This is a genomic window from Hungatella hominis (genome assembly GCF_014288005.1).
In the GTDB taxonomy this organism is placed as follows: Bacteria; Bacillota; Clostridia; order Lachnospirales; family Lachnospiraceae; genus Hungatella; species Hungatella effluvii.
Genome location: NZ_JACOPB010000006.1, coordinates 107,693 through 129,950, shown reverse-complemented (window position 1 = coordinate 129,950; position 22,258 = coordinate 107,693). Strand labels below are relative to the sequence as shown.

The following is a 22,258-nucleotide window of genomic DNA, read 5'->3' as shown; positions in this document are numbered from 1 at the left end:
AAGGAGGATTTAAAAATGAACAGAATGACAAGAAGTGAGATCATGGAAAAATTCCACAAAGAGGTGGAAGAGGGAAGAATCCTGGTAGGCGTTGGCGCAGGAACCGGAATTACGGCGAAATGCAGTGAAAAGGGCGGAGCTGACATGCTGATTATCTACAATTCCGGTCGTTTCCGTATGGCTGGCCGCGGTTCCCTGTCAGGGCTGCTGGCGTATGGAGATGCCAATAAGATCGTACAGGAAATGGGCTCCGAGGTGCTTCCGGTCGTGAAAAACACTCCGGTTCTCGCCGGTGTCTGCGGTACGGATCCTTTCCGTGTGATGGACCTGTTTTTGAAACAGCTGAAGGACCAGGGCTTCAACGGTGTGCAGAATTTCCCGACCGTAGGATTAATTGACGGCAAATTCAGAGCTAACCTGGAGGAGACAGGAATGGGATACGGACTGGAGGTTGACATGGTCCGTGAAGCACACAAGCTGGATATGCTCACCTGTCCATACGTCTTCGATCCGGAGCAGGCAAAAGCCATGGCGGAAGCCGGAGCGGATATACTGGTTGCCCATATGGGACTGACCACCAAGGGAAGCATCGGCGCGGAGACAGCGCTCACGCTGGATGACTGCTGCGTAAAGATCAGGGAGATTATCAAGGCGGGAAGAGAAGTGCGCCAGGATATCATGGTTATCTGCCATGGCGGCCCGATTGCAGATCCTGAGGATGCAGCCTACGTAATCAAACATGTGCCTGAAATCGACGGATTTTTCGGCGCTTCCTCCATCGAGCGCCTCGCATCAGAACGTGGAATGACCGCACAGACAGAAGCATTTAAGGCCATTGAAAAATAAAAACCAATATGCCCTGGGGCTGCACTGCCGCAGGGCATAAGCTGAATAGAAATGGAGAAGGGGAAAATATGGACAAACAGGGGATTACAGCAGATAAAAAGACTGTGTTTGATTTGAAGTTTTTTATAAAATGGGGGATCGCAATCGGAGTTCCCTGCATCCTTTACTTTGCAATTCCGCAGACGGAGGCCGTCTCACTGGAAATGAGAAAATTCTTCGTGTGCACCGCGTGGGCGATTCTGACCTGGGCGATGAATCTGCTTCCGGTTTACATTTCCGGCCTGCTCTTAACGGTAGGAGCGATTCTTTGGGGAGTGGCCCCCGCCAATGTCGTCCTGTCACCGTGGACCGGATCGGTCGTATGGCTGTCTCTGGGCGGTCTGACGCTTTCCGTGATCTTTGAGAAAAGCGGGCTGATGCAGCGGATCGCGTACTTTTTTATTGTAAAATCCGGCGGTTCCTATAAGGGGATCGTAACGGGAATCACACTGTCCGGTATCGTGGTGGGGCTTCTGGTCCCCAATATGACCGGCCGTGTCGCCCTCTACTGCGCCCTGTGTTTTGGAATCTACAACGCGTTAAAGATACCGAAAAACAGCAATACCGGAGCCGGAATCATGTTTGCCGGTTTCGTGGCGGCAATCGCACCATCCTGGCTGTATTTATCCGCAAGCGAGAACCTTCAGCTGGTCAATTCCTATTTAAAGGAAACCGGAAACAGCGTCAGCTGGATGCAGTATTTTATCAGTAACTTTCCCGTCATGCTTTTATGGCTGATCGTCCTTCTGATCATGGTGCGGATTCTGTTCAAACAGGATGCCTCCATTGACGGAAAAGAGTATTTTAAAGAAAAACAGGAATCTCTCGGAAAAATGTCGAAAAAGGAAATTAAGTTTCTGGTTATCCTGATTTTACTCGTTATTGCAATGGTATTTTCGGGAATTGACGCAGGCTGGCTCTTTATTCTGGCTGTGATCGCCTGTTTCCTTCCGGGCGTGGACGTTGCGGATATCGAGGATATGAAGCAGGTGAATTTCCCGATGGTATTCTTCGTGGCGGCAACCATGGCGATTGGAAGCATGTCAAATGCCGTTGGCGTAGCCGGTCTGGTGAGCGAGCTGATGATGCCGATTCTCCAGAATGTCGGAAATTTTGGATTGATCCTGTTTGCATGGCTGACCGGTGTGATCACCGATATGATGATGACTCCTCTGGCCGGTATGGCGGCATTTTCACCGCTTTTTATCGACATTGCGGCGAAGCTGGGACTCAGCGTGGTGGGAACCACCTTCAGTTTCGTATGGGGTGTGGAGCAGCTGTTCTTCCCCTATGAGTGGGCGCTGTTCCTGATTCTGTTCAGCTATGACGTCTTTGATATGAAAAAAGCCATGAAATTCTGTACCGTCCGCACAATACTCAGCATCATTTTCCTGGCGGTTCTGATTTATCCGTACTGGATGATGACTGGATTTTTAAGATAGGAGAGGAAACATGAAAATATATGACGTAATCATTGTGGGGAGCGGACCTGCCGGGATGACGGCCGCGATATATGCGAAGAGAGCGAATCTTGACGTTCTCCTTTTAGATAAACTGGCGCCGGGCGGGCAGATCATCAATACATATGAAATACAGAACTATCCGGGCTTCAGTTCGGTCAATGGAGCCGATCTGGCGATGCAGGTATTTGAGCATACCCAGGCTCTGGGAATCGAATTCGATTACGGCACTGTGGAAAAAATCGAGACAGAGGAACGGGAAGACGACGGCTGCGGTACCATAAAAATAGTGACGTGTGCGGAAGGAAAAACATACCGTTCTTTGGCAGTCATTTTGGCTACGGGAACAAAGCCGCGTATGCTCCACGTGCCTAATGAGCTGGATTTTGCAGGAAAATCCATTAGCTGGTGCGCCATCTGTGATGGCGCAAAATACCGGGATAAATCGGTCATCGTGATTGGCGGAGGCAATTCCGCGGTGGAGGAATCCATCTACCTGGCGGAAATGGCAAAAAAGGTGACGGTGGTAACCATGCTTGATCTCACCGCAGACCCGATGGCCTGCGATAAACTGAAGTCCATGCCCAATGTGGAAGTCCATGAGTGGTTTGATATCAAAGAATTTCTGCCTGGGGCTGTATTTACCGGCCTGCGTGCGGTTTCCAGCAAAACAGGGGAGGAAATCGTAGTATACGGAGACGGCGCGTTCGAATATATCGGACTTCAGCCGGTAACGGAACCATTTGCAGGTCTCGGCATTCTGGAATCACACGGTTATATTGAAGCGAACGAGCGGATGGAGACGGCGGTGCCGGGAATCTTCGGTGCCGGTGATAGTAACAGCAAGCTCCTCCGGCAGATCGTGACCGCCTGCTCGGATGGCGCAGTGGCCGCTCAGTCAGCGGCGGCGTATAAGAAGAAATGTATGGGATAATGGGGAAGGAAGGGATAACAGATGATTCGATATGAGAAGAAAAACAGCCTGATTACACAGCAGGCGGAAGCGGAACAGAAGTTTCTGGAGACATTCGAGGCGGGAGCATACACGGCATCCAGCCCGCTGGTAGTGAGAAATCCGTATCTGATCTCTCCGCTGACGGCGATGATTCTTTTTAAGACCGCTGTAAAGCAGGAGGTCACGCTGACGGTGAAGGGGAAGGAGCCGGAAGGCGATATCAGCCATACATTTCCGGCCGATACGGTCCATATTCTTCCGGTTTATGGTCTGTATGCGGACTGCGAAAATACGGTGGAGCTCATTTTGTCGGGAGGAGAACGGGAGACGGTTATGATTAAAACCGAGCCGCTTCCCCCAGAGGTACCGGTTCCCACATGCTGCAAGGGCAGCGGGGCGCATATGGGAGACAATGTGATTTTTCTGACACAGACGTCCAAGGCCGATGCGCTGGCATGTGATTACCGCGGGGACGTAAGGTGGTATCTGACGGTAAACGTCTGCTTTGATATGAAGCGTCTTGCGAACGGCCATCTGCTTGTCGGTACGGACCGGCTGATAAAGCTGCCGTATTACGTGAGCGGTGTGTACGAGATGGGGGTACACGGAAAAATATACCGGGAATACAGGCTTCCGGGCGGTTATCACCATGATACCTTTGAGATGGAAGACGGCAATATCCTGATGCTGTCTCAGATTCCGGACCGGGATACCGTAGAAGATGTGCTGGTCCTTGTCGACCGCCAGACGGGAGCGATCGTGAGAACCTGGGATTACAGGGAGATTCTGCCTTACGACTGCCAGACGACCTGGTCCGGATCGGCTTCTGCACACGACTGGTTCCATAATAATGCGGTATGGTACGATAAGAAGACGGATTCCATCACGCTTTCCGGCCGGCATCAGGATGCGGTGATTAATATAGACTTCAAAACAGGAGCTCTTAACTGGATTCTGGGAGATCCGGAGGGCTGGCCGGAAGAGTACGTGGAGAAGTATTTCTTCCGGCCGATCAGTGAACCGTATGAATGGTCTTACGAGCAGCACGGCGTGGTGGTGTGCCCGGACGGAGATATTATGATGTTCGATAACGGTCACTATCGTTCCAAGTTAAAGGCTCATTACAGCAAGGCGAAGGACAGCTATTCCAGAGGCGTGCGCTACCATATCGACAGAGAGGCACGGACAATCGAACAGGTATGGCAGTATGGAAAGGAGAGAGGCGCAGACTTCTTTTCGCCATATATCTGTAATGTGGAATATTACGATGAAGGCCGTTATATGGTGCATTCCGGGGGAATTGCCTATAAGGACGGGGAACCGTTAGAGGGGCTGGGGAGCATGGATGGAACCGGTGAGGGCTGTACGCTGAATGCAATTACCTGCGAACTGGTAAATGATGAGGTAGTCTATGAGCTGCATGTACCTTCCAATGTATTCCGCGCCGAGAAGCTGCCCATGTATTATGCCGGTGAGACGGCGGAACTGGGAGCAGGGAAAACACTTGGTTCCATGAGCAGAACTGGAGAATTTGAGACAGAGATTCCGGCCGCCTGTACGGGGGAACTGATTCCGGAGCATTACGAGGCTTCCGTTACGGAGGAGGAGGACCGAATCATGTTTAATGCTACCTTTGAGAAAGGGGAACTGGCCATGCTCCTGCTGGAAGAGGAAGACGGCGGAGTGCACCGCTATTATATCAACACGTCGGCTGCGAAGAACTTCGAGGCAATGTGTGTGGGAACGTTTCTGAAGAATGATCCCAGAAATGTAGATGTGTATGTCAATAAATGCGGGTTGGGCAAAAACGTGAAGGTTCGCGTGCTGCTGGAAGACAAAATCTATGAGACCGGTGTCGAAATCCATATGGAATAGCAGACCAGCAGAGCGGGAAAGAGAAGGAGAACCGGGATAGCATGCGGGCAGGGCCGCTGTGTTCGGAGCATGGAAATGCGAGGGATACAGCGGCTTTTTGCTGTGAAGTCCGGAGAGTTGGAGGTTGATTCCCGTGAACGGCGGGCCAAGTGCCATGCTTGCATGAACATTTGGCGACTGCTGCGAGGGTCAATTCCCCACAGGGAGTATTTGACTTTAGTGAAGAAAATGATAAAATATATATATTCAGCAGTTCTGGAGAGAAGAGATGAATCATAGCAATTGTAGAATGAAAACAGCATTGAGAAAAGGAGAAAAATGTTATGGGATTTAAAGAGATAGCAGTGGAAGAACTGAATTTTAATCCATTTACAAAGATTGGCACTGAGTGGATGCTGATCACGGCGGGCGATGAGAAGAATTTTAATACAATGACGGCCAGCTGGGGCGGAATGGGAATTATGTGGAACAAGAATGTGATTACTGCTTATATCCGGCCTCAGCGCTATACGAAAGAATTTGTCGATGCCAATGAGTTGTTCACCGTATCTTTTTATGATAAGGAGTACAGAAAGGCATTGAACATCTGCGGAACAAAATCCGGACGTGACTGCGACAAGGTAAAGGAGGCAGGTCTGACTCCCTATTTTATCGACGGTACCACAGCATTCGAGGAAGCAAATATGATTTTTGTCTTGCGGAAACTGTACTCCGATCCCATGCCGGCTGAAAATTTACTGGATCGGGAAATTGATCAGAAATGTTATCCGAATAAAGACTATCATACTATGTATGTATCGGAGATTGTGAAAGTGCTTGTGGCAGAATGTTAAGCTGTATAATTGTGAAGGGATTTTTAGTAGATGGGGAGATAAGGAAGTGAAATGCTGGTGCGAATCTCAAGTAAACATGAAAATACTGGGGGATTCGCACTGGGAAAATGAGGGAGTATGAAGCAGAAGGAAGATAGCTATTGATTTTTTTGAAAAATATTGTACAATATAGTTAAAAATGTGGGTGGGTAGTGGGGGAATGTTGTGGAGAATTGCTGTCACCTTCTGCGAGGAAGGTGTGGATTGAAATATCTGGGACAGGACTTACTGGGGGTCAATTTAAGGTCACCTTCTGCGAGGAAGGTGTGGATTGAAATACCCCCTCAACGAGCACGGGATAAATTTCACCCGTCACCTTCTGCGAGGAAGGTGTGGATTGAAATATGTGAATATAGAAGGTTCCCACACCACTCTCATGTCACCTTCTGCGAGGAAGGTGTGGATTGAAATGGACAAATACAGCGGGGAAAGTTATGTTTTCCCGTCACCTTCTGCGAGGAAGGTGTGGATTGAAATATCCATGCCAGTGCTGCATGGCCATAGTCAGCCCGTCACCTTCTGCGAGGAAGGTGTGGATTGAAATTTCGAGGAATATATGGATTGGAATAACCATATCCCCCCTTCCAACCTTTCTTCACAACAAAAAGAACCTTCAGAAAGCAAATGCTTCTAAAGGTTCTTTTTTTCTGATAACAACATCCACTCTAATCCCCAAGATAATAAACCGCCGTAAAATACCCCTTACTATTATAATAAAGCGCATTCCCAAGTACGCTGCTGTCAGCCAGCGCCTCCGTCTCCCCGCCGCTCTCCGATGCACCAGCACAAATCTCCATCTGAGTTTTCGATGCTTCTGCCAGGCTGGTATAAGCGCCTGTCACGGCTCCTTTCAGAATGTAAATGTCCCCCTCATATACCGTCTTCATCACAGTGTCTGCGCTGGTCTGCCACAAAGTATAGGTTCCATTTTCCAGATCTGCGATGACTCCTGTTTCACTGCCTTGTGAGGAAGGCAGTGTTCCCTTGTCATACATCAGATAGCCGTATGAATTCGAGTCTCCTGCATTGGGATCCAGGGAAAGTAGTTGGCTTTCGCCGGTCAGCGCGTTTAAAACTACTTCGGCTTCCCCGCCGTTTTGCACTGCAGAAAACTGTTCCTGCGTCATGGAGGCGGGAACAGAGATCGTGCCGGGAACGCTGTAGTATACGCCCATATCTTTCGCCTTCGTCAGATCTGCGGACAGCCCGGTTTCCCGGCCGGTTTGCAGGTACGAGAGGTAAGGCGCAAGCGGAAGGCGGTCCCATTCGCCTGCATAATCGATTCCGTCTATGATATTTCTTTTGTCAAAAGGTTCCTCTTCCAGTCCCCGAATCAGCGTAATATTCTTTTTCTCGATATCAGAAAGCAGGGAATCCGAAAATTTGTCCGGATCCAGTAGGCTCCGATACCAGACTTTATTGGAAAAATACTGGCTTAAGACCTCGGAATCAAATTTCCGTCCATGCGCCGCGTAAATTTCATTTCTGAGCAGCCACAGGTCTTCGGTCGGATATAAGTATAAATCCGCTTTGCTTAAATAACGGGTGAATACCTCCGGCCTGCTGAAAGAACGCTGGAAGGAATAGTAATCCCCCTCCAGATGAGCGTTGCCGTCTACTGTAATATGTGGAACCGCGTCATTTAAATAGAAGGTTATGCTGCACGTTCCTTTTTCCTGGGCTGCGTCGTGGAATTCCGGTATGATGCTGTAATCCATTTTTCCGCTCTCCGTATCAACGGCCGCTTGAGCAATCCCATTCCAGAAGCTTTCATATTGGTTATCCTGAGACAGGAAATCGCAGGTCAGACGGCCGGAATCCTTCCAGTCCTGTGTGAGCGAAAAAGATATGGCGGACCGCACGTCGCCTGCTTTAAAATACCTGCTGGATATCAGCTCAGTGTCGGCATCCAGGTTTTTCAATGCTTTAATATCAAATTTTAGAGCGCCTGCCCCAGAGGAAGAACCATCTGGTGAAATCGGACTCTGGTCCTCTGCACCGGAGGATTTCTCCGGCGGGGATGCGTTTTCTGCCAGATCGCCTTCCTGCGTTTCTTCCTGATTGGAGTAGGGCACCTGCGTGAAATCTGCCGTATGGTTCAAAGCCCGGTCCGTATGGCAGGCAGAGGATAAGATACTAATTACAATGACACATCCCAGCAACAGCTTTCTCTTCATTCGCGTTCTTCCTTTCCATCGTGAAGCACCGTGCCTGTACGGCCCGGCGGCTTACGTTCCATTCGTTATCCTGATATTCTGTACCGCTATCATACCATATACCTCTGAAAATGAAAATAATTCCCCGTCATAATTTGTCCCCCTTCACATATATTGAGGTAAGAGGAGGGATGAAGGTGGAGAAAAAAGACGAGCTCATAAAAATCTTTTCGAAGAATATAAGAGAGATTCTAAACCGGGTCGCCGTTGACTATGATGAAGTGCAGGAGATCCGCCTGCGGGTGGCGGCGCCGCTTTTGATGGTCTATAAGAATGAAGAGTACTACATAAGCCGTTTGGGACAGCTGAGCCGGGACTGCCGGGATGCCTATCTGGTGAGCCGGGGCGAGTTAAAGGAAACCATGGAATACATGAGCAATTATTCCCTGTATGCATTTGAGGAAGAGATGAAGCAGGGATTTCTTACCATCCAGGGGGGCCACCGCATCGGCGTTGCGGGTAAAACCATTTTGGACGAGTCGGGGATCAAGACAATGAAGTTTATTTCCTTTATCAATGTAAGACTGTCGCATCAGGTGAAGGGGTGTGCTTCCCCGGTTCTTCCGTATCTCTATGACAAGGAAGAAATTCTGCACACCCTGATCATTTCGCCGCCGCGGTGCGGGAAGACGACGCTGCTCCGTGATCTGATCCGGCAGATTTCCAATGGGACAAAGGATCACGCAGGCATGACGGTGGGAGTGGTGGACGAACGGTCGGAAATCGGCGCCTGCTACCAGGGAATGCCCCAGAATGAGCTGGGAATCCGCACCGATATCCTTGACTGCTGTCCGAAGGCCAGAGGCATGATGATGCTGATCCGCACCATGTCGCCGCGGGTGATAGCCGTGGATGAAATCGGAAGCAGGGAAGACTTAGAGGCCATGGAGTACGTTATGAACTGCGGATGCAAGCTGATCGCCACGGTGCACGGCAGCTCCATCGACGATCTGAAGCAGAAGCCGGTGCTGCGAAGACTGGTGGATGAGCGGATTTTTGAGCGGTATATCGTGCTGAATAATAAAGGAAAGATCGGCAATATCGATCAGATCTACGATTCCCGCGGGACGCAGCTTTATAAGGCGGAGGTCCACCGCATGGGGAAAAGATGGAACAGCGAGGAGTGCATGGCGTATGGATAACACGGGAATCAGAATTCTGGGAGCCGTTCTCGTCGTGATTTCCTGCTCTGGCATGGGATTTTTTATGGCGGGACAGTGGGGAGAACGGCTGAAAACCATGGAACACTTAAGAAAAATGATCTTCCTGCTGAAAGGAGAGATCGTATACGCCCGCTCCGCGCTCCCTGAAAGCTTCGATCGGACGGGGAAGAAGGGCGGAGGAGAGATCGGCGACCTGTTTATCCGGGTTGCCGAGCGGATGGAGGGACAGCGGGGGGAGCCATTTTACGATATCTGGCAGGAGGAGATCGATAAGCTCCCCAAAGCCTTCTGTCTTTCGAAAGAGGACAGGCAGAGTTTGAAAGGACTGGGCGAGCATCTTGGATATCTGGACCTGGAGATGCAGGAGAGGACGATTCTCCTCTATCTGGAGCAGCTGGATCTATCCATCGGTTATCTCAGGGAACATAAGCAGGAACGGAGCCGTCTCTATACCAGCCTTGGTATTATGGGCGGCATCTTCATAACGATTATGATGTATTAGCACGCCGGACGGCGATGTTTGACTATAAGGAGGATAGCATGGGGGTCAATCTGATATTTAAAATAGCGGCGGTTGGAATCCTGGTTTCCGTCATCTGCCAGGTACTTAAGCACAGCGGGCGGGAAGAACAGGCATTTTTGACGAGTCTCGCTGGTTTAATCCTGGTGCTGTTCTGGCTGGTGCCTTACATTTATCAGCTGTTTGAAACCATTAAAAATCTGTTTGCATTGTAGGGGTAATGAGAATATGACGGTAGTGACCATAGCCGTAGTCGGTATCACGGCAGTCCTTCTGGCCGTTGCGCTGAAGGGCATGAAAGGGGAGTACGGAACCTATCTGGTGATGGCAGCCGGATTTTTCATCTTTTTTTACGGAGTCGGAAAGCTGACCACAATTCTGGATACCATAAAACAGGTTCAGTCTTATATCAGGATCAACAGCGTCTATCTGTCCACCCTGATTAAAATGATCGGGATCACCTACGTGGCGGAATTTGCCGCCGGAATCTGCAAGGATGCGGGATACGGCGCCGTGGGCACGCAGATCGAAATCTTCGGCAAACTGTCGGTGCTTGCCGTCAGCATGCCGATTCTCTTAGCGCTTATCGAGACCCTGCAGGTATTTCTGTCATGAAGGGGCATCTGTACAAAACAGCCGTATTACTGGTGCTGGCGGTGGTCCTGTCGGGAACGGGAGGCTTGTTTTTGGCAGGAGGGCTGTCCACGGTCATGATCAGCTGTGCGGCGGAGCACAGTGGCGGGTCTCCTGCCGATTCCGGGGAGACGGTGGACGAAGCGGAGACGAAAGAGGTCTCCATGGATTTGGAACAGTATGATTTAACGGAGATTCAGGATTATATTAATTCTCAGGGGACGAGCGGCTGGAACCTGTCCTTTAAACAAATGATGAAGGATATCATGGCAGGCAGGCTGGGAGATGTGATGGGGCAGATTGGTACTGGCATCCGCGATGCTCTGTTTTCGGAAATCAGAAATAACGGCCATATGATGGGCCAGATCATTATTCTGGGAATTATCGGTGCTGTGTTTGCCAACTTCTCCAATGTATTTACGGGAAGCCAGATATCGGAAACGGGATTCTTTGTCACCTATCTGTTATTGTTTACCTATCTGGCAGCCAGCTTTTTTACGAGCATTACCATTGCAGGAAATGTGGTCAATCAGATTCTGGGATTTATGAAGGCGCTGATGCCGGCATATTTTCTGGCGGCGGCATTTGCGGGAGGGAGCGTTTCAGCGATCGCATCCTATGAATTTACGCTGTTTGCCATCACGGTGGCTCAGACGATTACCGCCTCCGTCCTTCTGCCCATGGTGAAGGTGTATGCGCTTCTCGTCATGGCCGGCCATATTGCAAAGGAGGACATCCTGTCGAAGCTGACGGAGCTCTTAAGCGACGTGATTACCTGGAGTCTTAAGACTATGGTCGGGATCGTGCTGGGATTTCACCTGATCCAGGGGCTGGTGCTCCCCTATGTGGATTCCATGAAAACGGGGGCAGTCCAGAAGCTGATCGGAATCATACCGGGAGTGGGGCAGGGAGCCAGCGCCGTGACGCAGATGGTCATCGGTTCGGGGGTCCTGGTAAAGAACACCATGGGGGCCGCCGGAGTGGTGATCCTGGTGATTATCACCCTGATTCCCATGATGAAGCTGGTGATTCTCATGCTCCTGTATCAGTGTGTGGCGGCCGTCCTCCAGCCGGTATGCGATAAAAGGATTGTATCCTGTATATCGGATATGGCCAAGGGACACAGAATCCTGCTGTCCATCGCGGCTTCGGCTATCGTGCTGTTTGTGGTGACCATCGCGGTGGTGTGCGCCTCCACTAATGTAACGTATTACGCAGGGTGATTGACATGGAAGGTTTATATGAGTGGATCAGAAATATCACATATTATCTGATCTTTATGACAGTGGTAACCAATCTTCTTCCCGATAAGAAGTATGAAAAATATTTCCGGCTGTTTGCGGGCATGGTGCTCATTCTGCTGGTGTTAAAACCATTTACAGGCGGACTGCGGCTGGATGACAAACTGGCCTATTACTTCGAGTCCATCAGCTTTCAGAAGGAGGCGTCGGAACTCTCGGCCCAGCTCACCGACATGGAAGGTGTGAGGCTTGCGAGCATGGTGAGCCAGTACGAGGAGGCGGTGGAAAATGACCTGCGCACCATGGCGGAATCGTCGGGATTCGTCTGCAGGAAGGCCGAGGCCGGGATCGACGGGGATGAGAAGAAGGAGACCTTCGGCCACGTGGTATCTGTCAGTCTCCGGCTGGCACCTGACAGCTCCGGGCAGGCGGATCAGGGCGGAAGCAGTTCCGGTATCCAGCCGGTGGAACCTGTGGAACCCATCGAACCGGTGGAACGGATCCGCGTGGAACTGAACGGCGGGAGCGAGGAGGTGTCTGAGACGATCGGTGCATCGGCGGGGCAGCCTGATAAGCGGCAGGAAGAAAATTCTGCTTTGGCTGGTCTGAGACGCCGCATTTCTGAATATTATGATTTGGAGGAACAGGACATTGAAATTCAACTGGAAAATAAGTAAGGATAAATGGCTGATTCTGCTGGCGGTGGGACTTCTGCTCCTGGTCCTCACGATTCCTTCCGGTCCGGAGACGGAAAAGAAGATGTTAAAAGACGCCGCTTCGGGGACAGAAGCCTCCTTACAGGAAGGGCTGGTGACAGATGCGGGGGAACCGGTCGCCGTGGCCGCAAATGCGGACCGCACCTATGAACAGCAGCTGGAGCAGCGGGTGAAGCAGATTCTAAAGACCGTGGATGGAGTCGGGACTGTTGACGTGATGATCGTGCTCAAGTCTTCCGAGGAGAAGGTGCTGCGTGTGGACAAAAATACCTCCAGCTCCAGCACTGAGGAACAGGACAGCGGAGGCGGAACGAGGAAGAGCAGCAGCGCGGAACAGCAGGAAAGTACAATTTTGACCGGAACCGGGGAAAATACGGCGCCGATCGTGGAGAAAGAAATCCGTCCCGAAATCGAAGGAATCATCATCAGCGCCCAGGGCGGAGGAAGTCCAACTGTAAAAGCTGAAATTTCAGGCGCTATGGAAGCATTATTTGACTTGCCGCCACATAAAATAAAAGTATTAAAGAGGGTGGAATAAAGAAGGAGTGTTAGGAATGAGAAGCTTAAAAGATATCAGAGAATCCAAAGTCCCGAGAACCCCAAAGAAAATGAATATGAAGAAACTGTTCAGAAGAAATCAGATTATCATCACAACGCTGGCGGTCATGATCGCAGCTGCCGGATACCTAAACTACGCCGGGAAGCAGGAAATGGCGTCGGGAACTGATGTGTACGAGGCCGGTGTGACGGATATTTCCGATGAGGACATTCTGGCTGAAAACCAGGCGCTGACAGGCGACCCGGGAAATTACCAGGAGATTGCAAGCCTTGACAATGACCCTAACGACGAGAGTCTGGCGGCTCAGGAGACAGATGGCTCCGGCAGCGCAGTGGCCAGCAATCAGGAAGGCGTGGCAGGAGACGCGGCAGCGGACACCACCAATGTAGCCGACAATTCGGCGGCGGAAGGCGGACAGCTGGCAGCCAATGAGACGACAGGCGATTTGGAAACCGGTCTGGAAAATCCGGGTGAAGCGGTCTTAACCAGCGGTATGAATGTATCCGACTACATAGCGAACGTGCAGCTGAGCAGAGAGCAGGTCCGTGCCAAGAACAAAGAGACTCTGATGAACTTAATCAACAATGAGAACATCGAAGAAGCCGCCAAACAGGAAGCGATTCAGGAAATGATAGACATGACCGCAGTATCCGAGAAAGAGAATGCCGCAGAGACTCTTCTGATGGCAAAAGGCTTCTCCGATCCGGTTGTCAGCATTACCAGCGGCAAGGTTGACGTCGTCATCAACGCTTCCAGCATTACCGATCCGCAGCGCGCCCAGATTGAGGACATCGTAAAGCGCAAAACGGAAGTGGGAGCAGAGAATATCGTGATCACACTGATGAAGCTGGAAGAATAGAGGAAATGAAGCACCCAGGCGCGAATAAATCTGAAAGAATGAACAAGGATGCGAAAAAGCCGCATATGGCTTTTTCGCGTCCTTGTTTCTTTTTCCATCCATTCCCAGACTCCGGATTTCGCTGTTTTTTCTGTCCCCTATTGAGAAAAGTTTGTGCATTTTATGGAGTTGCCTATGACTAACTCCCTGTGTTATGATATTGGAGTATGCTTGAAAATTACTTTTCGTCATCTGCCACGAAGTGGGGCGTGCAGATGGCGGAAATGAATTTTTAAACACACTCCAGGGCAGCGCGCGGTGTGAGATACATGTAAGTCCAGTATGCATGTGATGTGATATCTTGCGAGTTGTATTTTTTTGCCTTTTGGTTAGCTGAAACTAACTTAAATATTGTACATCATTTGATTTGAGAGGAGAAACCCAAAATGAAACCAAAGACTCTAACCCTACTTCTGGCAGCATCACTGGTCATTCTGTCGGTGGTATCACTGTTTCTGGGGGTCATGGATATAAGCCCCGGAGGCGTGCTGCGCGGGGATTTTGAACAGGTGGAGATCCTGTTGATATCCCGGCTGCCCCGTCTTTTGGCGATACTCTGTACCGGAGTCGGTATGAGTATTTCCGGCTTGATCATGCAGCAGCTCTGTATGAATAAATTCGTCTCCCCGACCACAGGCGCGACGATTTCCTCGGCACAGTTCGGTATTCTGCTGGCGCTTTTGTTTATGCCGTCATCCTCGCTGTGGGGACGGGCCGTCTTCGCTTTTATCGCGGCGATCGCGGGGACGTGGATCTTCGTCTGCTTCATTCAGAGAATCCAGTTTAAGGACGTGGTCATGGTTCCGTTAGTGGGAATCATGTTCGGCAATGTGATCGGAGGTATGACCAGTTATCTGGCCTATAAATACGACATGACACAGGCCCTTTCCTCCTGGCTGGTGGGACATTTTTCCCTGGTAATCAGAGGACGCTATGAACTGGTGTATTTAACGCTTCCACTGGTGCTTCTGGCCTTTTTATTTGCCAATCATTTCAATATTGTTGGAATGGGGAAGAATTTCTCGAAAAATCTGGGTGTCAACTACAATGTCGTGCTATTTCTGGGTCTGAGCATCGCCGCCATGATTACAGCCAGTATTGTGGTAGTCGTCGGAAGCGTTTCCTATATCGGACTGATCGTGCCCAACCTGGTGGCGATGTTTAAAGGCGACCGGATACGGGGGACTCTGCTGGATACCGCCCTGTTTGGAGCACTGTTCGTTCTGGTCTGCGACATGATCGGCCGGACTGTGATCACCCCCTATGAGCTGCCGATTGAATTGATTATCGGTGTCATAGGAAGTGTGATTTTCGTAGGTATGCTGATCTACCGGTTAAATCACGGCCGGAAAAGCATCACCCTTTCCTTTGGGAAAAGGAGAGCCGCGGCGGTACCATCGCCGCAGACGGGAGGAACGGAGGCATGAAGCAGGAAAAAATGAGCGGAAGGACCGGAAATATCAACGGAAAGAAGCTGGTGATCCTATCGCTGCTGGCAGCGGCCGCCGCCGTGCTCTATCTCTTTCTGAATGTGAATATGAAATATTTCAGCTATGCCATGAGCCTGCGGATTCCAAAGCTGGCTGTCATGCTGATCACGGCGTTCTGCATCGGCGGGGCTTCCGTCATCTTCCAGTCGGTGATCAACAATACCATCGTGACGCCGTGTCTGCTGGGGATGAACTCCCTCTATACACTGATCCATACGGCGGTTGTGTTCTTTTTCGGCTCCACCAGCCTTCTGGCCCGCAATGCGAACCTTTCCTTCGCGGTGGATCTGGTACTTATGGCGATCATCGCCACCATCATTTACAGCTACTTATTTAAGAAGACAAGCCATAATGTGCTGTACGTCCTGCTGGCCGGAACGGTGTTGTCCACCTTTTTCACCAGTATGCAGACGACACTTACGCGCATCATGGATCCCAACGAGTACGACAGCCTTCTGGCGTCGCTGGTCGCCAGCTTTACGAATGTAAACACGGAAATCATATTCTTTTCCCTGATCCTGATTGCAGCTCTGCTCTTTGTCCTGCGCCGGGAACTGGCGCTGCTGGACGTCATTACACTGGGAAAGGCGCAGGCGATTAATCTGGGGGTGGACTATGACCGCACCGTGCGCAGACTGCTTCTGGGGGTGACACTGTTTATCGCCATAGCGACCGCCATGGTAGGCCCGATATCCTTCCTGGGCCTGATTATTGCCAATTTATCGAGACAGCTGTTTAAGACGTTCCGCCACAGCTATTTGATCGCCGGCTCGGCATTAATCGGTATGGTGATACTGGCAGGCGGCCAATTGCTTGTGGAGCAGGTATTTGCCTACAGCGTCCCGGTCAGCGTATTTATTACTGTCGGAGGCGGAATCTATTTTCTCTATCTGCTGCTGCGAAGGAGCCGTTCCACATAGGATGTGAAAAAATAATACAAGGAGGCCATAACGATGTTTGTCAAAGAACTTTTAAAAAAATACAATGGAAAAACCGTGGTGGACGGCGTCTCCTTCGAACTGCCGAAGGGAAAGGTGATCTCGCTGATCGGCCCCAACGGAGCCGGAAAATCAACGGTTATGGGAATGATCTCCAGGCTGATCGCACAGGATGACGGTTCGGTGGATTTCGAGGGAAAGGACATGTCCAAATGGAAGAGCCGGGATCTGGCCAGGCGGCTGGCCATTCTGACTCAGAGCAACCACGTCCAGATGAAACTGACAGTCCGGGAGCTGGTGGCCTTCGGCCGCTTTCCCTACAGCGGCAATCGGATTACGGCGGAGGATGAGGAAATCATCGAAAAGGCCATCGCCTACATGGAACTGGAGGAATTTGAGGACAGGTTCATCGACGAACTGTCCGGCGGCCAGCGCCAGCGCGCCTACATAGCCATGGTCATTGCGCAGGATACGGAATACGTCCTGTTAGATGAGCCGACCAATAACCTGGATATTTACCATGCCACCAACATGATGAAAATCGTCCGGAGGCTGTGTGATGAACTGGGAAAAACCGTGATTCTCGTGCTGCATGAAATCAATTACGCCGCATTTTATTCCGATTACATCTGCGCATTCGTGGATGGAAAAATATCAAAATTCGGTACGGTGGAGGAAGTGATGACAAAAGAAAACCTCTCCGAAATCTACCGCGTGGACTTCGAGATACTGGAAATAGAAGGAAAACCACTGTCGATCTATTACTAACCCCAAAAAAGGAGATACTATCTATGAAAAAAATGACATTACTGACACTTGCAATGGCAGCAGCCCTTTCCCTGACAGCCTGCGGGCAGAGCGCCGGACAGGCCGGAACAACAGGCGGACAGGCCGGCGAGACGACTTCTTCCGAAGCCGTGTCCACAGATACAGAGTCCCAGTCCGGCTCCTGGGAAGGCGAAAATGAAGATGCACAGGCCTCGGAGACACCGGAATCCGTCACCGTGACGACGCTGAATGGAAACGGCGAAAAGGTGGAGCTGGAGGTGCCCTATAATCCGGAGCGCGTGGCTATTCTGGATATGGCGGTGCTTGACATGATGGATAACTGGGATCTGGGCGGCCAGATCGTGGGAATGCCGAAATCCTCCAAAATCGATTATCTGATGGAGTATAACAATAACGAGGATATTGTAAACCTCGGCACCTTGAAGGAAGTGGACATGGAGGCGCTCATGGCCAGTGAGCCGGATGTGATCTTCATCGGAGGACGTTTAAGCGCGCAGTATGACGAACTGTCGAAGATTGCTCCTGTCGTATACACCGCGGTGGATTATGAGGAAGGCGTGATTCAGAGTGTGAAAAATAATGCTGCCATGATCGCTTCCATTTTCGGTGAGGAAGAGCGGGCGGCGGAAGAACTGGCCGGATTCGATGCACGTGTGGAGACGCTCCGCCAGGCGGCCGAGGGAAAGACAGCAGTCATCGGAATGGTGACCAGCAGCAATTTCAACACATTGGGTGACGGAAGCCGCTGCTCCCTGATCGGCAATGAAGTCGGCTTCACCAATCTGGCAAACGACGTGGATTCCACGCATGGTAATGAATCCTCCTTCGAGCTTCTCGTTTCCTTAAACCCGGATTACATCTTTGTCCTGGACCGCGATTCCGCAATCAACACGGAAGGTGCCAAGCTCGCGGCGGAAGTGATGGATAATGAACTGGTGAAGAAGACGGAAGCATACAAAAACGGTCGCATTGTCTACCTGACACCAACCGTATGGTACCTGGCGGAAGGCGGCATTACGGCTGCTGATGTGATGTTAAGTGACTTAGAAGCGGGTATTCTGGGCCAGGAATAGAAAAATGTTTTGCAAACTGTGGCTGTCTTTGTTATAATAGTCTATAATCCAAGTAATACATCGAATTGAAAACAGGAGGGAATCATTGTGGCAGAGACAGAGAACAGAAATACTCATAAAGTATATGAAAAAGATAAAATCGGCGAAGTACAGATTGCGGATGAAGTAGTAGCCATCATCGCAGGCCTTGCGGCGACGGAAGTAGACGGCGTGGATTCCATGGCCGGCAACATTACCAATGAACTGGTTGGAAAGCTGGGCATGAAGAATTTATCCAAGGGCGTTAAAGTCGAAGTAACGGAAGAGCACGTATCCGTTGACTTATCCTTAAACATCAAGTACGGCTTCAGCATTCCGGAAGTATGTGAAAAGGTGCAGGACAAGGTAAAGAGCGCGATTGAGAACATGACAGGACTTACCGTGCTGGATGTGAATATCAAGATTGCCGGCGTGTCGATGGAAGAAAACCGGTAAGAACGTGAAAAAGAGAGAGGAAGCTGCGCAGAGTGAGAATTCTGCACAGCTTCCTTTTTCGTTAAAATGGTTCAGGCGGAAAAGTATTTCCAGAGTGTCCTGCCGCAGAGCGACAGTTTCTTCGGGGACTGGCAGGCCAGGACGACATCGGCGGCGACTGGCTCCTGCAGCGGGATCACTGCGACATTTTCATGGCGAAATACATCGAGATTACTGTAAGGAAGCAGGCTCACCGCCTCTCCGGCGGCGACTGCGCTGACAATGGATTCTATCTTGGCTGTCCGGGTGACAGCGGGCTGGAATCCTTTTTTTTGACAGGCCGTGAGGCACAGGCGGTAGATGCTGCTGCTGGGATGCATCAGAATAAACGATTCTCCGGACAGCTCTTCTAAGGGAACGGCTGGTCTGCCTGCCAGCGGATGGCCTGCGGGAGTCAGAAGCACCAGCCGGTCGTGAGCCAGCAGATGGCATGTGCTCTGCACGCCGGTAAGCAGTTCCGGGCGGCCGATGATCAGATCGTAGCTGCCCTGGCGGAAGCCCTGCCGCAGCGGTTCATCCTCCACCTCGTCGATCATGAGGGTGATCTCCGGGTGAGACTCGGCAAACTGCCTCAGAACGGGATTCAAACGGTACTGATGCAGGATGGGAAGGACTCCCAAATGTATGACGGATCTCCGGCTGTCCTGATATGGAGCAAGATGCTGCTTCATTCCCTGAACGCCTTTTAACAGCTTTACCGCATCGGGATAGAGGACGCGCCCGGCATCCGTTAAGGAGGCGTGGCGGCGGCTTCTGTCAAACAGCTGGACATCCAGCTCCAGTTCCAGATTCCGTATCTGTTTGGACAGGGTGGACTGGGCGATATGAAGGCTTTCCGCCGCGTCAAAGAATGTGGCGCTTTCCACGATCGCCACAAAGTACTGCAGTTGTTCCAATGTCATATTCTGCCTCCGTTCAATCATTCCGTTATGGAAACAATGATACCATAAAATGAATTGATTGTACAGGCGATATCCGGTACAGTGAAGGGAAAGGAGGAACTCTCATGGATCTGATTATCGGAGTGACAGGAGCCAGCGGAACCATATACGCGGTAAAGCTGCTGGAGGCATTAAAAAAAACAGAGTCAGTGACGACCCATGTGATATTCAGCGATTACGCCTGGGTAAATCTGGAGATTGAAACAGGATATACGAAAGGAGACGTCCTATCTTTGGCGGACCACAGCTATGATAACCGCGACTTGGCGGCCTGCATCTCCAGCGGCTCCTATCCGGCGGATGGCGTGATTATCCTGCCGTGCAGCATGAAGACGCTGTCGGGAATCGCTAATGGATACGCGGACAACTTAATCACCCGCGTCTGTGACGTCGCCTTAAAGGAACGGCGGAGGCTGGTGATCTGTCCCCGGGAGACGCCGCTTAATACCATTCATTTAAAACACATGTATGAGCTTTCGCAGATGGGAGCTGTCATAGCGCCGCCTATGCCGGCATTTTATAACCATCCGGAGACCGTGGAGGACATTGTAAATCACCAGATTATGAAGATTCTGGACCAGTTCAGGATTCCCTGTGAAGGCGCGAAACGATGGGGAGAGAAGGTGCAGGACCGTGTTTGAGGAACTGATGGATTTTACCATGACAGGCCACGGCGTCTCCGTGCAGTTTAAGGTGCTCCGGATGGGAACCGACTGTCTGGTGCTGGCAGCGGGCGGTGATACGGGACATATCGGAGCCGTTGCCTTCGGGGACAGAGGCGGATGCCTGTCAAATGCCAGAGAGGGCCACAGGGAAGGCGTGGTGACGGAGCTGATTTACCGGGAACTGAAATCCGTGGTTTCCGGGGGACTGGCCGTGCTGGCCGGCATCCATGTGGACGGAATAACGAAGGAACAGATCACCGGCATCGTAGCGCTGTGCGAAGAAGGCGCTCACCGGATCGCCGCCGGTTTGAGAGAGAATCAGCAAGAGCAGAAGGAAGAAAAAGGAGGAAATCAGAATGGTTGAAGATTTACGGAGTGCGGTGGAGGAACTGAAAAAGTATGAGAATCAGATTGCATGTACAGATACAGAGGTAGATTCTTACGCGGAAGTCGCGGGGATTTACCGCTATGTCGGGGCGGGTGGTACGGTAAAGCGTCCCACAAAGGAGGGACCGGCGCTCCTCTTCCGTAATATCAAAGGCTTCCCGGACAAACAGGTGCTGATCGGCCTTCTGGCTTCCAGAAAACGGGTGGGCTGCCTGCTGGACTGTCCTCCGGATAAGCTGGGCTTTCTCTTAAAGGAGGCGGCCGCGAATCCCATTATGCCAGAGTTTACGGCAGGCGGAGACGTGCCGTGCCAGGAGGAAATCCATTATGCATCGGAGGAAGGCTTCGATATTCGGAAGCTTCTCCCGGCCCCTCAGAATACGGAGGAGGATGCCGGACCTTATATCACCATGGGAATGTGCTACGCCTCCGATCCGGTTACGGGAGAAGGGGATGTGACCATTCACCGTCTTTGCCTGCAGTCGGCGGACGAGATGACCATGTTTTTCACCCCCGGGGTGCGCCACCTGGACGCATTTCGGGAAAAGGCGGAACGGGAAGGCGTGAATCTGCCGATCAGCATCAGCATCGGCGTGGATCCGGCCATTGAGATCGCTTCCTGCTTCGAACCGCCCACAACACCTTTGGGGTTCAATGAGCTGTCCATCGCAGGCGCGCTCCGCAAAAAGCCGGTCCGCATGGCAAAATGCCGGACCATTGACGAGTACGCTATTGCCAACGCGGAGTTTGTCATCGAGGGCGAGCTGGTGGCCGGAAAACGGATGCGGGAAGATATCAACACCAATACGGGAAAGGCCATGCCGGAGTTCCCGGGATATACCGGCCACGTGTCGGGAGAGCTTCCGGTAATAAAGATCAAAGCGGTTACCCATCGGAAAAATCCGATCATCCAGACGTGCATCGGACCCAGCGAGGAACACGTGAGCATGGCGGGAATCCCGACGGAGGCCAGTATCCTGACCATGGAAGAGAAGGCGCTTGCCGGTCGCGTGAAAAATGTTTACGCCCACCGCTCCGGCGGCGGTAAGTACATGGCGGTCATACAGTTCGCAAAACAGGTTCCCAGCGACGAGGGAAGGCAGCGTCAGGCGGCGCTCATCGCGCTCACCGCATTTCCTGAGCTGAAGCATGTGATCGTGGTGGATGAGGATGTGGATATCTTTGATTCGGACGATGTTCTGTGGGCGCTCAACACCCGTTATCAGGGAGACGTGGATACCATCACGATTCCGGGAGTCCGCTGCCATCCGCTGGACCCCACCGAGGGGCCGGAATACAATCCAATGCTTAAGGACCGGGGAATAAGCTGTAAAACCATCTTCGACTGCACTGTACCATACGGCCTGAAGGAAAGGTTCCAGAGATCGAAATTTAAAGAAGTGAATATGGAGGACTACGAGATCCGGCCGCTGGTATAAGGGATCCGGAAATGAGCTGATCAGTAACTT

Annotated in this window: 24 protein-coding genes and 1 CRISPR repeat array; of the genes, 22 read left to right on the top strand and 2 right to left on the bottom strand. The window is 51.3% G+C overall.

The annotated features are described in order from the left end of the window. The first annotated feature begins 15 nt into the window (after nucleotides 1–15). The 5 genes from H8S75_RS15005 to H8S75_RS14985 all read left to right on the top strand — a co-directional run bounded on the left by H8S75_RS15005 (nucleotide 16) and on the right by H8S75_RS14985 (nucleotide 6,008). Nucleotides 16–846: a phosphoenolpyruvate hydrolase family protein gene (locus tag H8S75_RS15005; RefSeq protein WP_110321500.1), complete on the top strand. Its 831-nt coding sequence runs from the start codon at nucleotides 16–18 to the stop codon at nucleotides 844–846. 68 nt (nucleotides 847–914) lie between these two features. Next, nucleotides 915–2,327 carry an SLC13 family permease gene (locus H8S75_RS15000; protein ID WP_187022325.1) on the top strand — a complete coding sequence of 471 codons (1,413 nt, stop codon included), beginning with the start codon at nucleotides 915–917 and terminating at the stop codon, nucleotides 2,325–2,327. A gap of 10 nt (nucleotides 2,328–2,337) precedes the next feature. Further along, nucleotides 2,338–3,279: an NAD(P)/FAD-dependent oxidoreductase gene (locus H8S75_RS14995; RefSeq protein WP_187022324.1), complete on the top strand. Its 942-nt coding sequence runs from the start codon at nucleotides 2,338–2,340 to the stop codon at nucleotides 3,277–3,279. A 21-nt stretch (nucleotides 3,280–3,300) separates the two neighbouring features. Then, entirely contained in the window at nucleotides 3,301–5,175 is a 1,875-nt protein-coding gene (locus H8S75_RS14990) for an aryl-sulfate sulfotransferase (RefSeq protein ID WP_187022323.1), read from the top strand. A gap of 323 nt (nucleotides 5,176–5,498) precedes the next feature. Further along, entirely contained in the window at nucleotides 5,499–6,008 is a 510-nt protein-coding gene (locus H8S75_RS14985; RefSeq protein WP_187022322.1) for a flavin reductase, read from the top strand. Nucleotides 6,009–6,225: 217 nt separating this feature from the next. Beyond that, nucleotides 6,226–6,591: direct repeats of the CRISPR family, unit length 33 nt; unit sequence GTCACCTTCTGCGAGGAAGGTGTGGATTGAAAT. A 121-nt stretch (nucleotides 6,592–6,712) separates the two neighbouring features. Here H8S75_RS14985 and H8S75_RS14980 read toward each other — a convergent pair. Beyond that, nucleotides 6,713–8,224 carry a DUF4454 domain-containing protein gene (locus tag H8S75_RS14980; RefSeq protein ID WP_187022321.1) on the bottom strand — a complete coding sequence of 504 codons (1,512 nt, stop codon included), beginning with the start codon at nucleotides 8,222–8,224 and terminating at the stop codon, nucleotides 6,713–6,715. Nucleotides 8,225–8,400: 176 nt separating this feature from the next. On the opposite strand from H8S75_RS14980, the gene spoIIIAA reads away from it, so the two are divergent. From spoIIIAA to H8S75_RS14915, 14 genes are all read left to right on the top strand, one after another. After that, nucleotides 8,401–9,405, top strand: coding sequence for a stage III sporulation protein AA (gene spoIIIAA / locus H8S75_RS14975; RefSeq protein WP_187022320.1), 1,005 nt, complete (start codon nucleotides 8,401–8,403; stop codon nucleotides 9,403–9,405). Beyond that, a complete protein-coding gene (locus tag H8S75_RS14970) occupies nucleotides 9,398–9,928 on the top strand; it encodes a stage III sporulation protein AB (protein WP_002601072.1) in 531 nt (176 codons plus the stop codon). Before spoIIIAA ends, H8S75_RS14970 begins: the two co-directional genes overlap by 8 nt. Before the next feature lie 38 nt (nucleotides 9,929–9,966). Next, nucleotides 9,967–10,161 carry a stage III sporulation protein AC gene (spoIIIAC, locus tag H8S75_RS14965; RefSeq protein WP_002601071.1) on the top strand — a complete coding sequence of 65 codons (195 nt, stop codon included), beginning with the start codon at nucleotides 9,967–9,969 and terminating at the stop codon, nucleotides 10,159–10,161. A 13-nt stretch (nucleotides 10,162–10,174) separates the two neighbouring features. After that, the gene (locus H8S75_RS14960) at nucleotides 10,175–10,561 is read left to right on the top strand and encodes a stage III sporulation AC/AD family protein (RefSeq protein ID WP_002601070.1); all 387 of its coding nucleotides are present in this window, start codon (nucleotides 10,175–10,177) and stop codon (nucleotides 10,559–10,561) included. Continuing rightward, nucleotides 10,558–11,802, top strand: a complete 1,245-nt coding sequence (locus H8S75_RS14955) for a stage III sporulation protein AE (RefSeq protein ID WP_187022319.1) — start codon at nucleotides 10,558–10,560, stop codon at nucleotides 11,800–11,802. Before H8S75_RS14960 ends, H8S75_RS14955 begins: the two co-directional genes overlap by 4 nt. A gap of 5 nt (nucleotides 11,803–11,807) precedes the next feature. After that, nucleotides 11,808–12,497: a stage III sporulation protein AF gene (locus tag H8S75_RS14950; protein ID WP_187022318.1), complete on the top strand. Its 690-nt coding sequence runs from the start codon at nucleotides 11,808–11,810 to the stop codon at nucleotides 12,495–12,497. After that, nucleotides 12,451–13,074, top strand: coding sequence for a SpoIIIAG-related protein (locus H8S75_RS14945; protein ID WP_187022317.1), 624 nt, complete (start codon nucleotides 12,451–12,453; stop codon nucleotides 13,072–13,074). Before H8S75_RS14950 ends, H8S75_RS14945 begins: the two co-directional genes overlap by 47 nt. Before the next feature lie 16 nt (nucleotides 13,075–13,090). Further along, nucleotides 13,091–13,954: a SpoIIIAH-like family protein gene (locus H8S75_RS14940; protein ID WP_002601066.1), complete on the top strand. Its 864-nt coding sequence runs from the start codon at nucleotides 13,091–13,093 to the stop codon at nucleotides 13,952–13,954. 206 nt (nucleotides 13,955–14,160) lie between these two features. Next, entirely contained in the window at nucleotides 14,161–14,229 is a 69-nt protein-coding gene (locus H8S75_RS33600; RefSeq protein ID WP_432764188.1) for a DUF6783 domain-containing protein, read from the top strand. A gap of 150 nt (nucleotides 14,230–14,379) precedes the next feature. Continuing rightward, complete coding sequence (locus H8S75_RS14935) at nucleotides 14,380–15,420, top strand: ABC transporter permease (protein WP_187022316.1); 1,041 nt, start codon at nucleotides 14,380–14,382, stop codon at nucleotides 15,418–15,420. Next, nucleotides 15,417–16,403, top strand: a complete 987-nt coding sequence (locus H8S75_RS14930) for an iron chelate uptake ABC transporter family permease subunit (protein ID WP_187022315.1) — start codon at nucleotides 15,417–15,419, stop codon at nucleotides 16,401–16,403. Before H8S75_RS14935 ends, H8S75_RS14930 begins: the two co-directional genes overlap by 4 nt. A gap of 33 nt (nucleotides 16,404–16,436) precedes the next feature. Next, entirely contained in the window at nucleotides 16,437–17,189 is a 753-nt protein-coding gene (locus tag H8S75_RS14925) for an iron ABC transporter ATP-binding protein (RefSeq protein WP_002601063.1), read from the top strand. Between the two features lie 23 nt (nucleotides 17,190–17,212). Next, on the top strand, nucleotides 17,213–18,283 hold the full coding sequence (locus H8S75_RS14920) for a siderophore ABC transporter substrate-binding protein (protein WP_187022314.1): 1,071 nt from the start codon (nucleotides 17,213–17,215) through the stop codon (nucleotides 18,281–18,283). 87 nt (nucleotides 18,284–18,370) lie between these two features. Then, nucleotides 18,371–18,757, top strand: a complete 387-nt coding sequence (locus H8S75_RS14915) for an Asp23/Gls24 family envelope stress response protein (protein WP_002601061.1) — start codon at nucleotides 18,371–18,373, stop codon at nucleotides 18,755–18,757. 71 nt (nucleotides 18,758–18,828) lie between these two features. Here the strand turns inward: H8S75_RS14915 and H8S75_RS14910 are convergent, their stop codons facing one another. Next, a complete protein-coding gene (locus tag H8S75_RS14910; protein WP_187022313.1) occupies nucleotides 18,829–19,698 on the bottom strand; it encodes a LysR family transcriptional regulator in 870 nt (289 codons plus the stop codon). Nucleotides 19,699–19,802: 104 nt separating this feature from the next. Between H8S75_RS14910 and H8S75_RS14905 the strand changes: the two genes are divergently transcribed. From H8S75_RS14905 to H8S75_RS14895, 3 genes are read left to right on the top strand one after another with little or no spacing between them, the layout of a single operon-like run. Beyond that, a complete protein-coding gene (locus H8S75_RS14905) occupies nucleotides 19,803–20,378 on the top strand; it encodes a UbiX family flavin prenyltransferase (protein WP_187022312.1) in 576 nt (191 codons plus the stop codon). Further along, a complete protein-coding gene (gene lpdD / locus H8S75_RS14900; protein ID WP_349768929.1) occupies nucleotides 20,371–20,766 on the top strand; it encodes a prenylated flavin chaperone LpdD in 396 nt (131 codons plus the stop codon). The genes H8S75_RS14905 and lpdD overlap by 8 nt, the downstream gene beginning before the upstream one ends. Further along, nucleotides 20,759–22,228: a UbiD family decarboxylase gene (locus H8S75_RS14895; RefSeq protein WP_187022311.1), complete on the top strand. Its 1,470-nt coding sequence runs from the start codon at nucleotides 20,759–20,761 to the stop codon at nucleotides 22,226–22,228. The genes lpdD and H8S75_RS14895 overlap by 8 nt, the downstream gene beginning before the upstream one ends. The last annotated feature ends 30 nt before the right edge of the window (nucleotides 22,229–22,258 follow it).

What these genes read in the sequence shown, in the direction of transcription:
- H8S75_RS15005 (WP_110321500.1), top strand. Translation starts at nt 16, where the DNA reads ATGAACAGAATGACAAGAAGTGAGATCATGGAAAAATTCCACAAAGAG.
- H8S75_RS15000 (WP_187022325.1), top strand. Translation starts at nt 915, where the DNA reads ATGGACAAACAGGGGATTACAGCAGATAAAAAGACTGTGTTTGATTTG.
- H8S75_RS14995 (WP_187022324.1), top strand. Translation starts at nt 2,338, where the DNA reads ATGAAAATATATGACGTAATCATTGTGGGGAGCGGACCTGCCGGGATG.
- H8S75_RS14990 (WP_187022323.1), top strand. Translation starts at nt 3,301, where the DNA reads ATGATTCGATATGAGAAGAAAAACAGCCTGATTACACAGCAGGCGGAA.
- H8S75_RS14985 (WP_187022322.1), top strand. Translation starts at nt 5,499, where the DNA reads ATGGGATTTAAAGAGATAGCAGTGGAAGAACTGAATTTTAATCCATTT.
- H8S75_RS14980 (WP_187022321.1), bottom strand. Translation starts at nt 8,224, where the DNA reads ATGAAGAGAAAGCTGTTGCTGGGATGTGTCATTGTAATTAGTATCTTA.
- H8S75_RS14970 (WP_002601072.1), top strand. Translation starts at nt 9,398, where the DNA reads ATGGATAACACGGGAATCAGAATTCTGGGAGCCGTTCTCGTCGTGATT.
- spoIIIAC (WP_002601071.1), top strand. Translation starts at nt 9,967, where the DNA reads ATGGGGGTCAATCTGATATTTAAAATAGCGGCGGTTGGAATCCTGGTT.
- H8S75_RS14960 (WP_002601070.1), top strand. Translation starts at nt 10,175, where the DNA reads ATGACGGTAGTGACCATAGCCGTAGTCGGTATCACGGCAGTCCTTCTG.
- H8S75_RS14955 (WP_187022319.1), top strand. Translation starts at nt 10,558, where the DNA reads ATGAAGGGGCATCTGTACAAAACAGCCGTATTACTGGTGCTGGCGGTG.
- H8S75_RS14950 (WP_187022318.1), top strand. Translation starts at nt 11,808, where the DNA reads ATGGAAGGTTTATATGAGTGGATCAGAAATATCACATATTATCTGATC.
- H8S75_RS14945 (WP_187022317.1), top strand. Translation starts at nt 12,451, where the DNA reads ATGATTTGGAGGAACAGGACATTGAAATTCAACTGGAAAATAAGTAAG.
- H8S75_RS14940 (WP_002601066.1), top strand. Translation starts at nt 13,091, where the DNA reads ATGAGAAGCTTAAAAGATATCAGAGAATCCAAAGTCCCGAGAACCCCA.
- H8S75_RS14935 (WP_187022316.1), top strand. Translation starts at nt 14,380, where the DNA reads ATGAAACCAAAGACTCTAACCCTACTTCTGGCAGCATCACTGGTCATT.
- H8S75_RS14930 (WP_187022315.1), top strand. Translation starts at nt 15,417, where the DNA reads ATGAAGCAGGAAAAAATGAGCGGAAGGACCGGAAATATCAACGGAAAG.
- H8S75_RS14925 (WP_002601063.1), top strand. Translation starts at nt 16,437, where the DNA reads ATGTTTGTCAAAGAACTTTTAAAAAAATACAATGGAAAAACCGTGGTG.
- H8S75_RS14920 (WP_187022314.1), top strand. Translation starts at nt 17,213, where the DNA reads ATGAAAAAAATGACATTACTGACACTTGCAATGGCAGCAGCCCTTTCC.
- H8S75_RS14910 (WP_187022313.1), bottom strand. Translation starts at nt 19,698, where the DNA reads ATGACATTGGAACAACTGCAGTACTTTGTGGCGATCGTGGAAAGCGCC.
- H8S75_RS14905 (WP_187022312.1), top strand. Translation starts at nt 19,803, where the DNA reads ATGGATCTGATTATCGGAGTGACAGGAGCCAGCGGAACCATATACGCG.
- H8S75_RS14895 (WP_187022311.1), top strand. Translation starts at nt 20,759, where the DNA reads ATGGTTGAAGATTTACGGAGTGCGGTGGAGGAACTGAAAAAGTATGAG.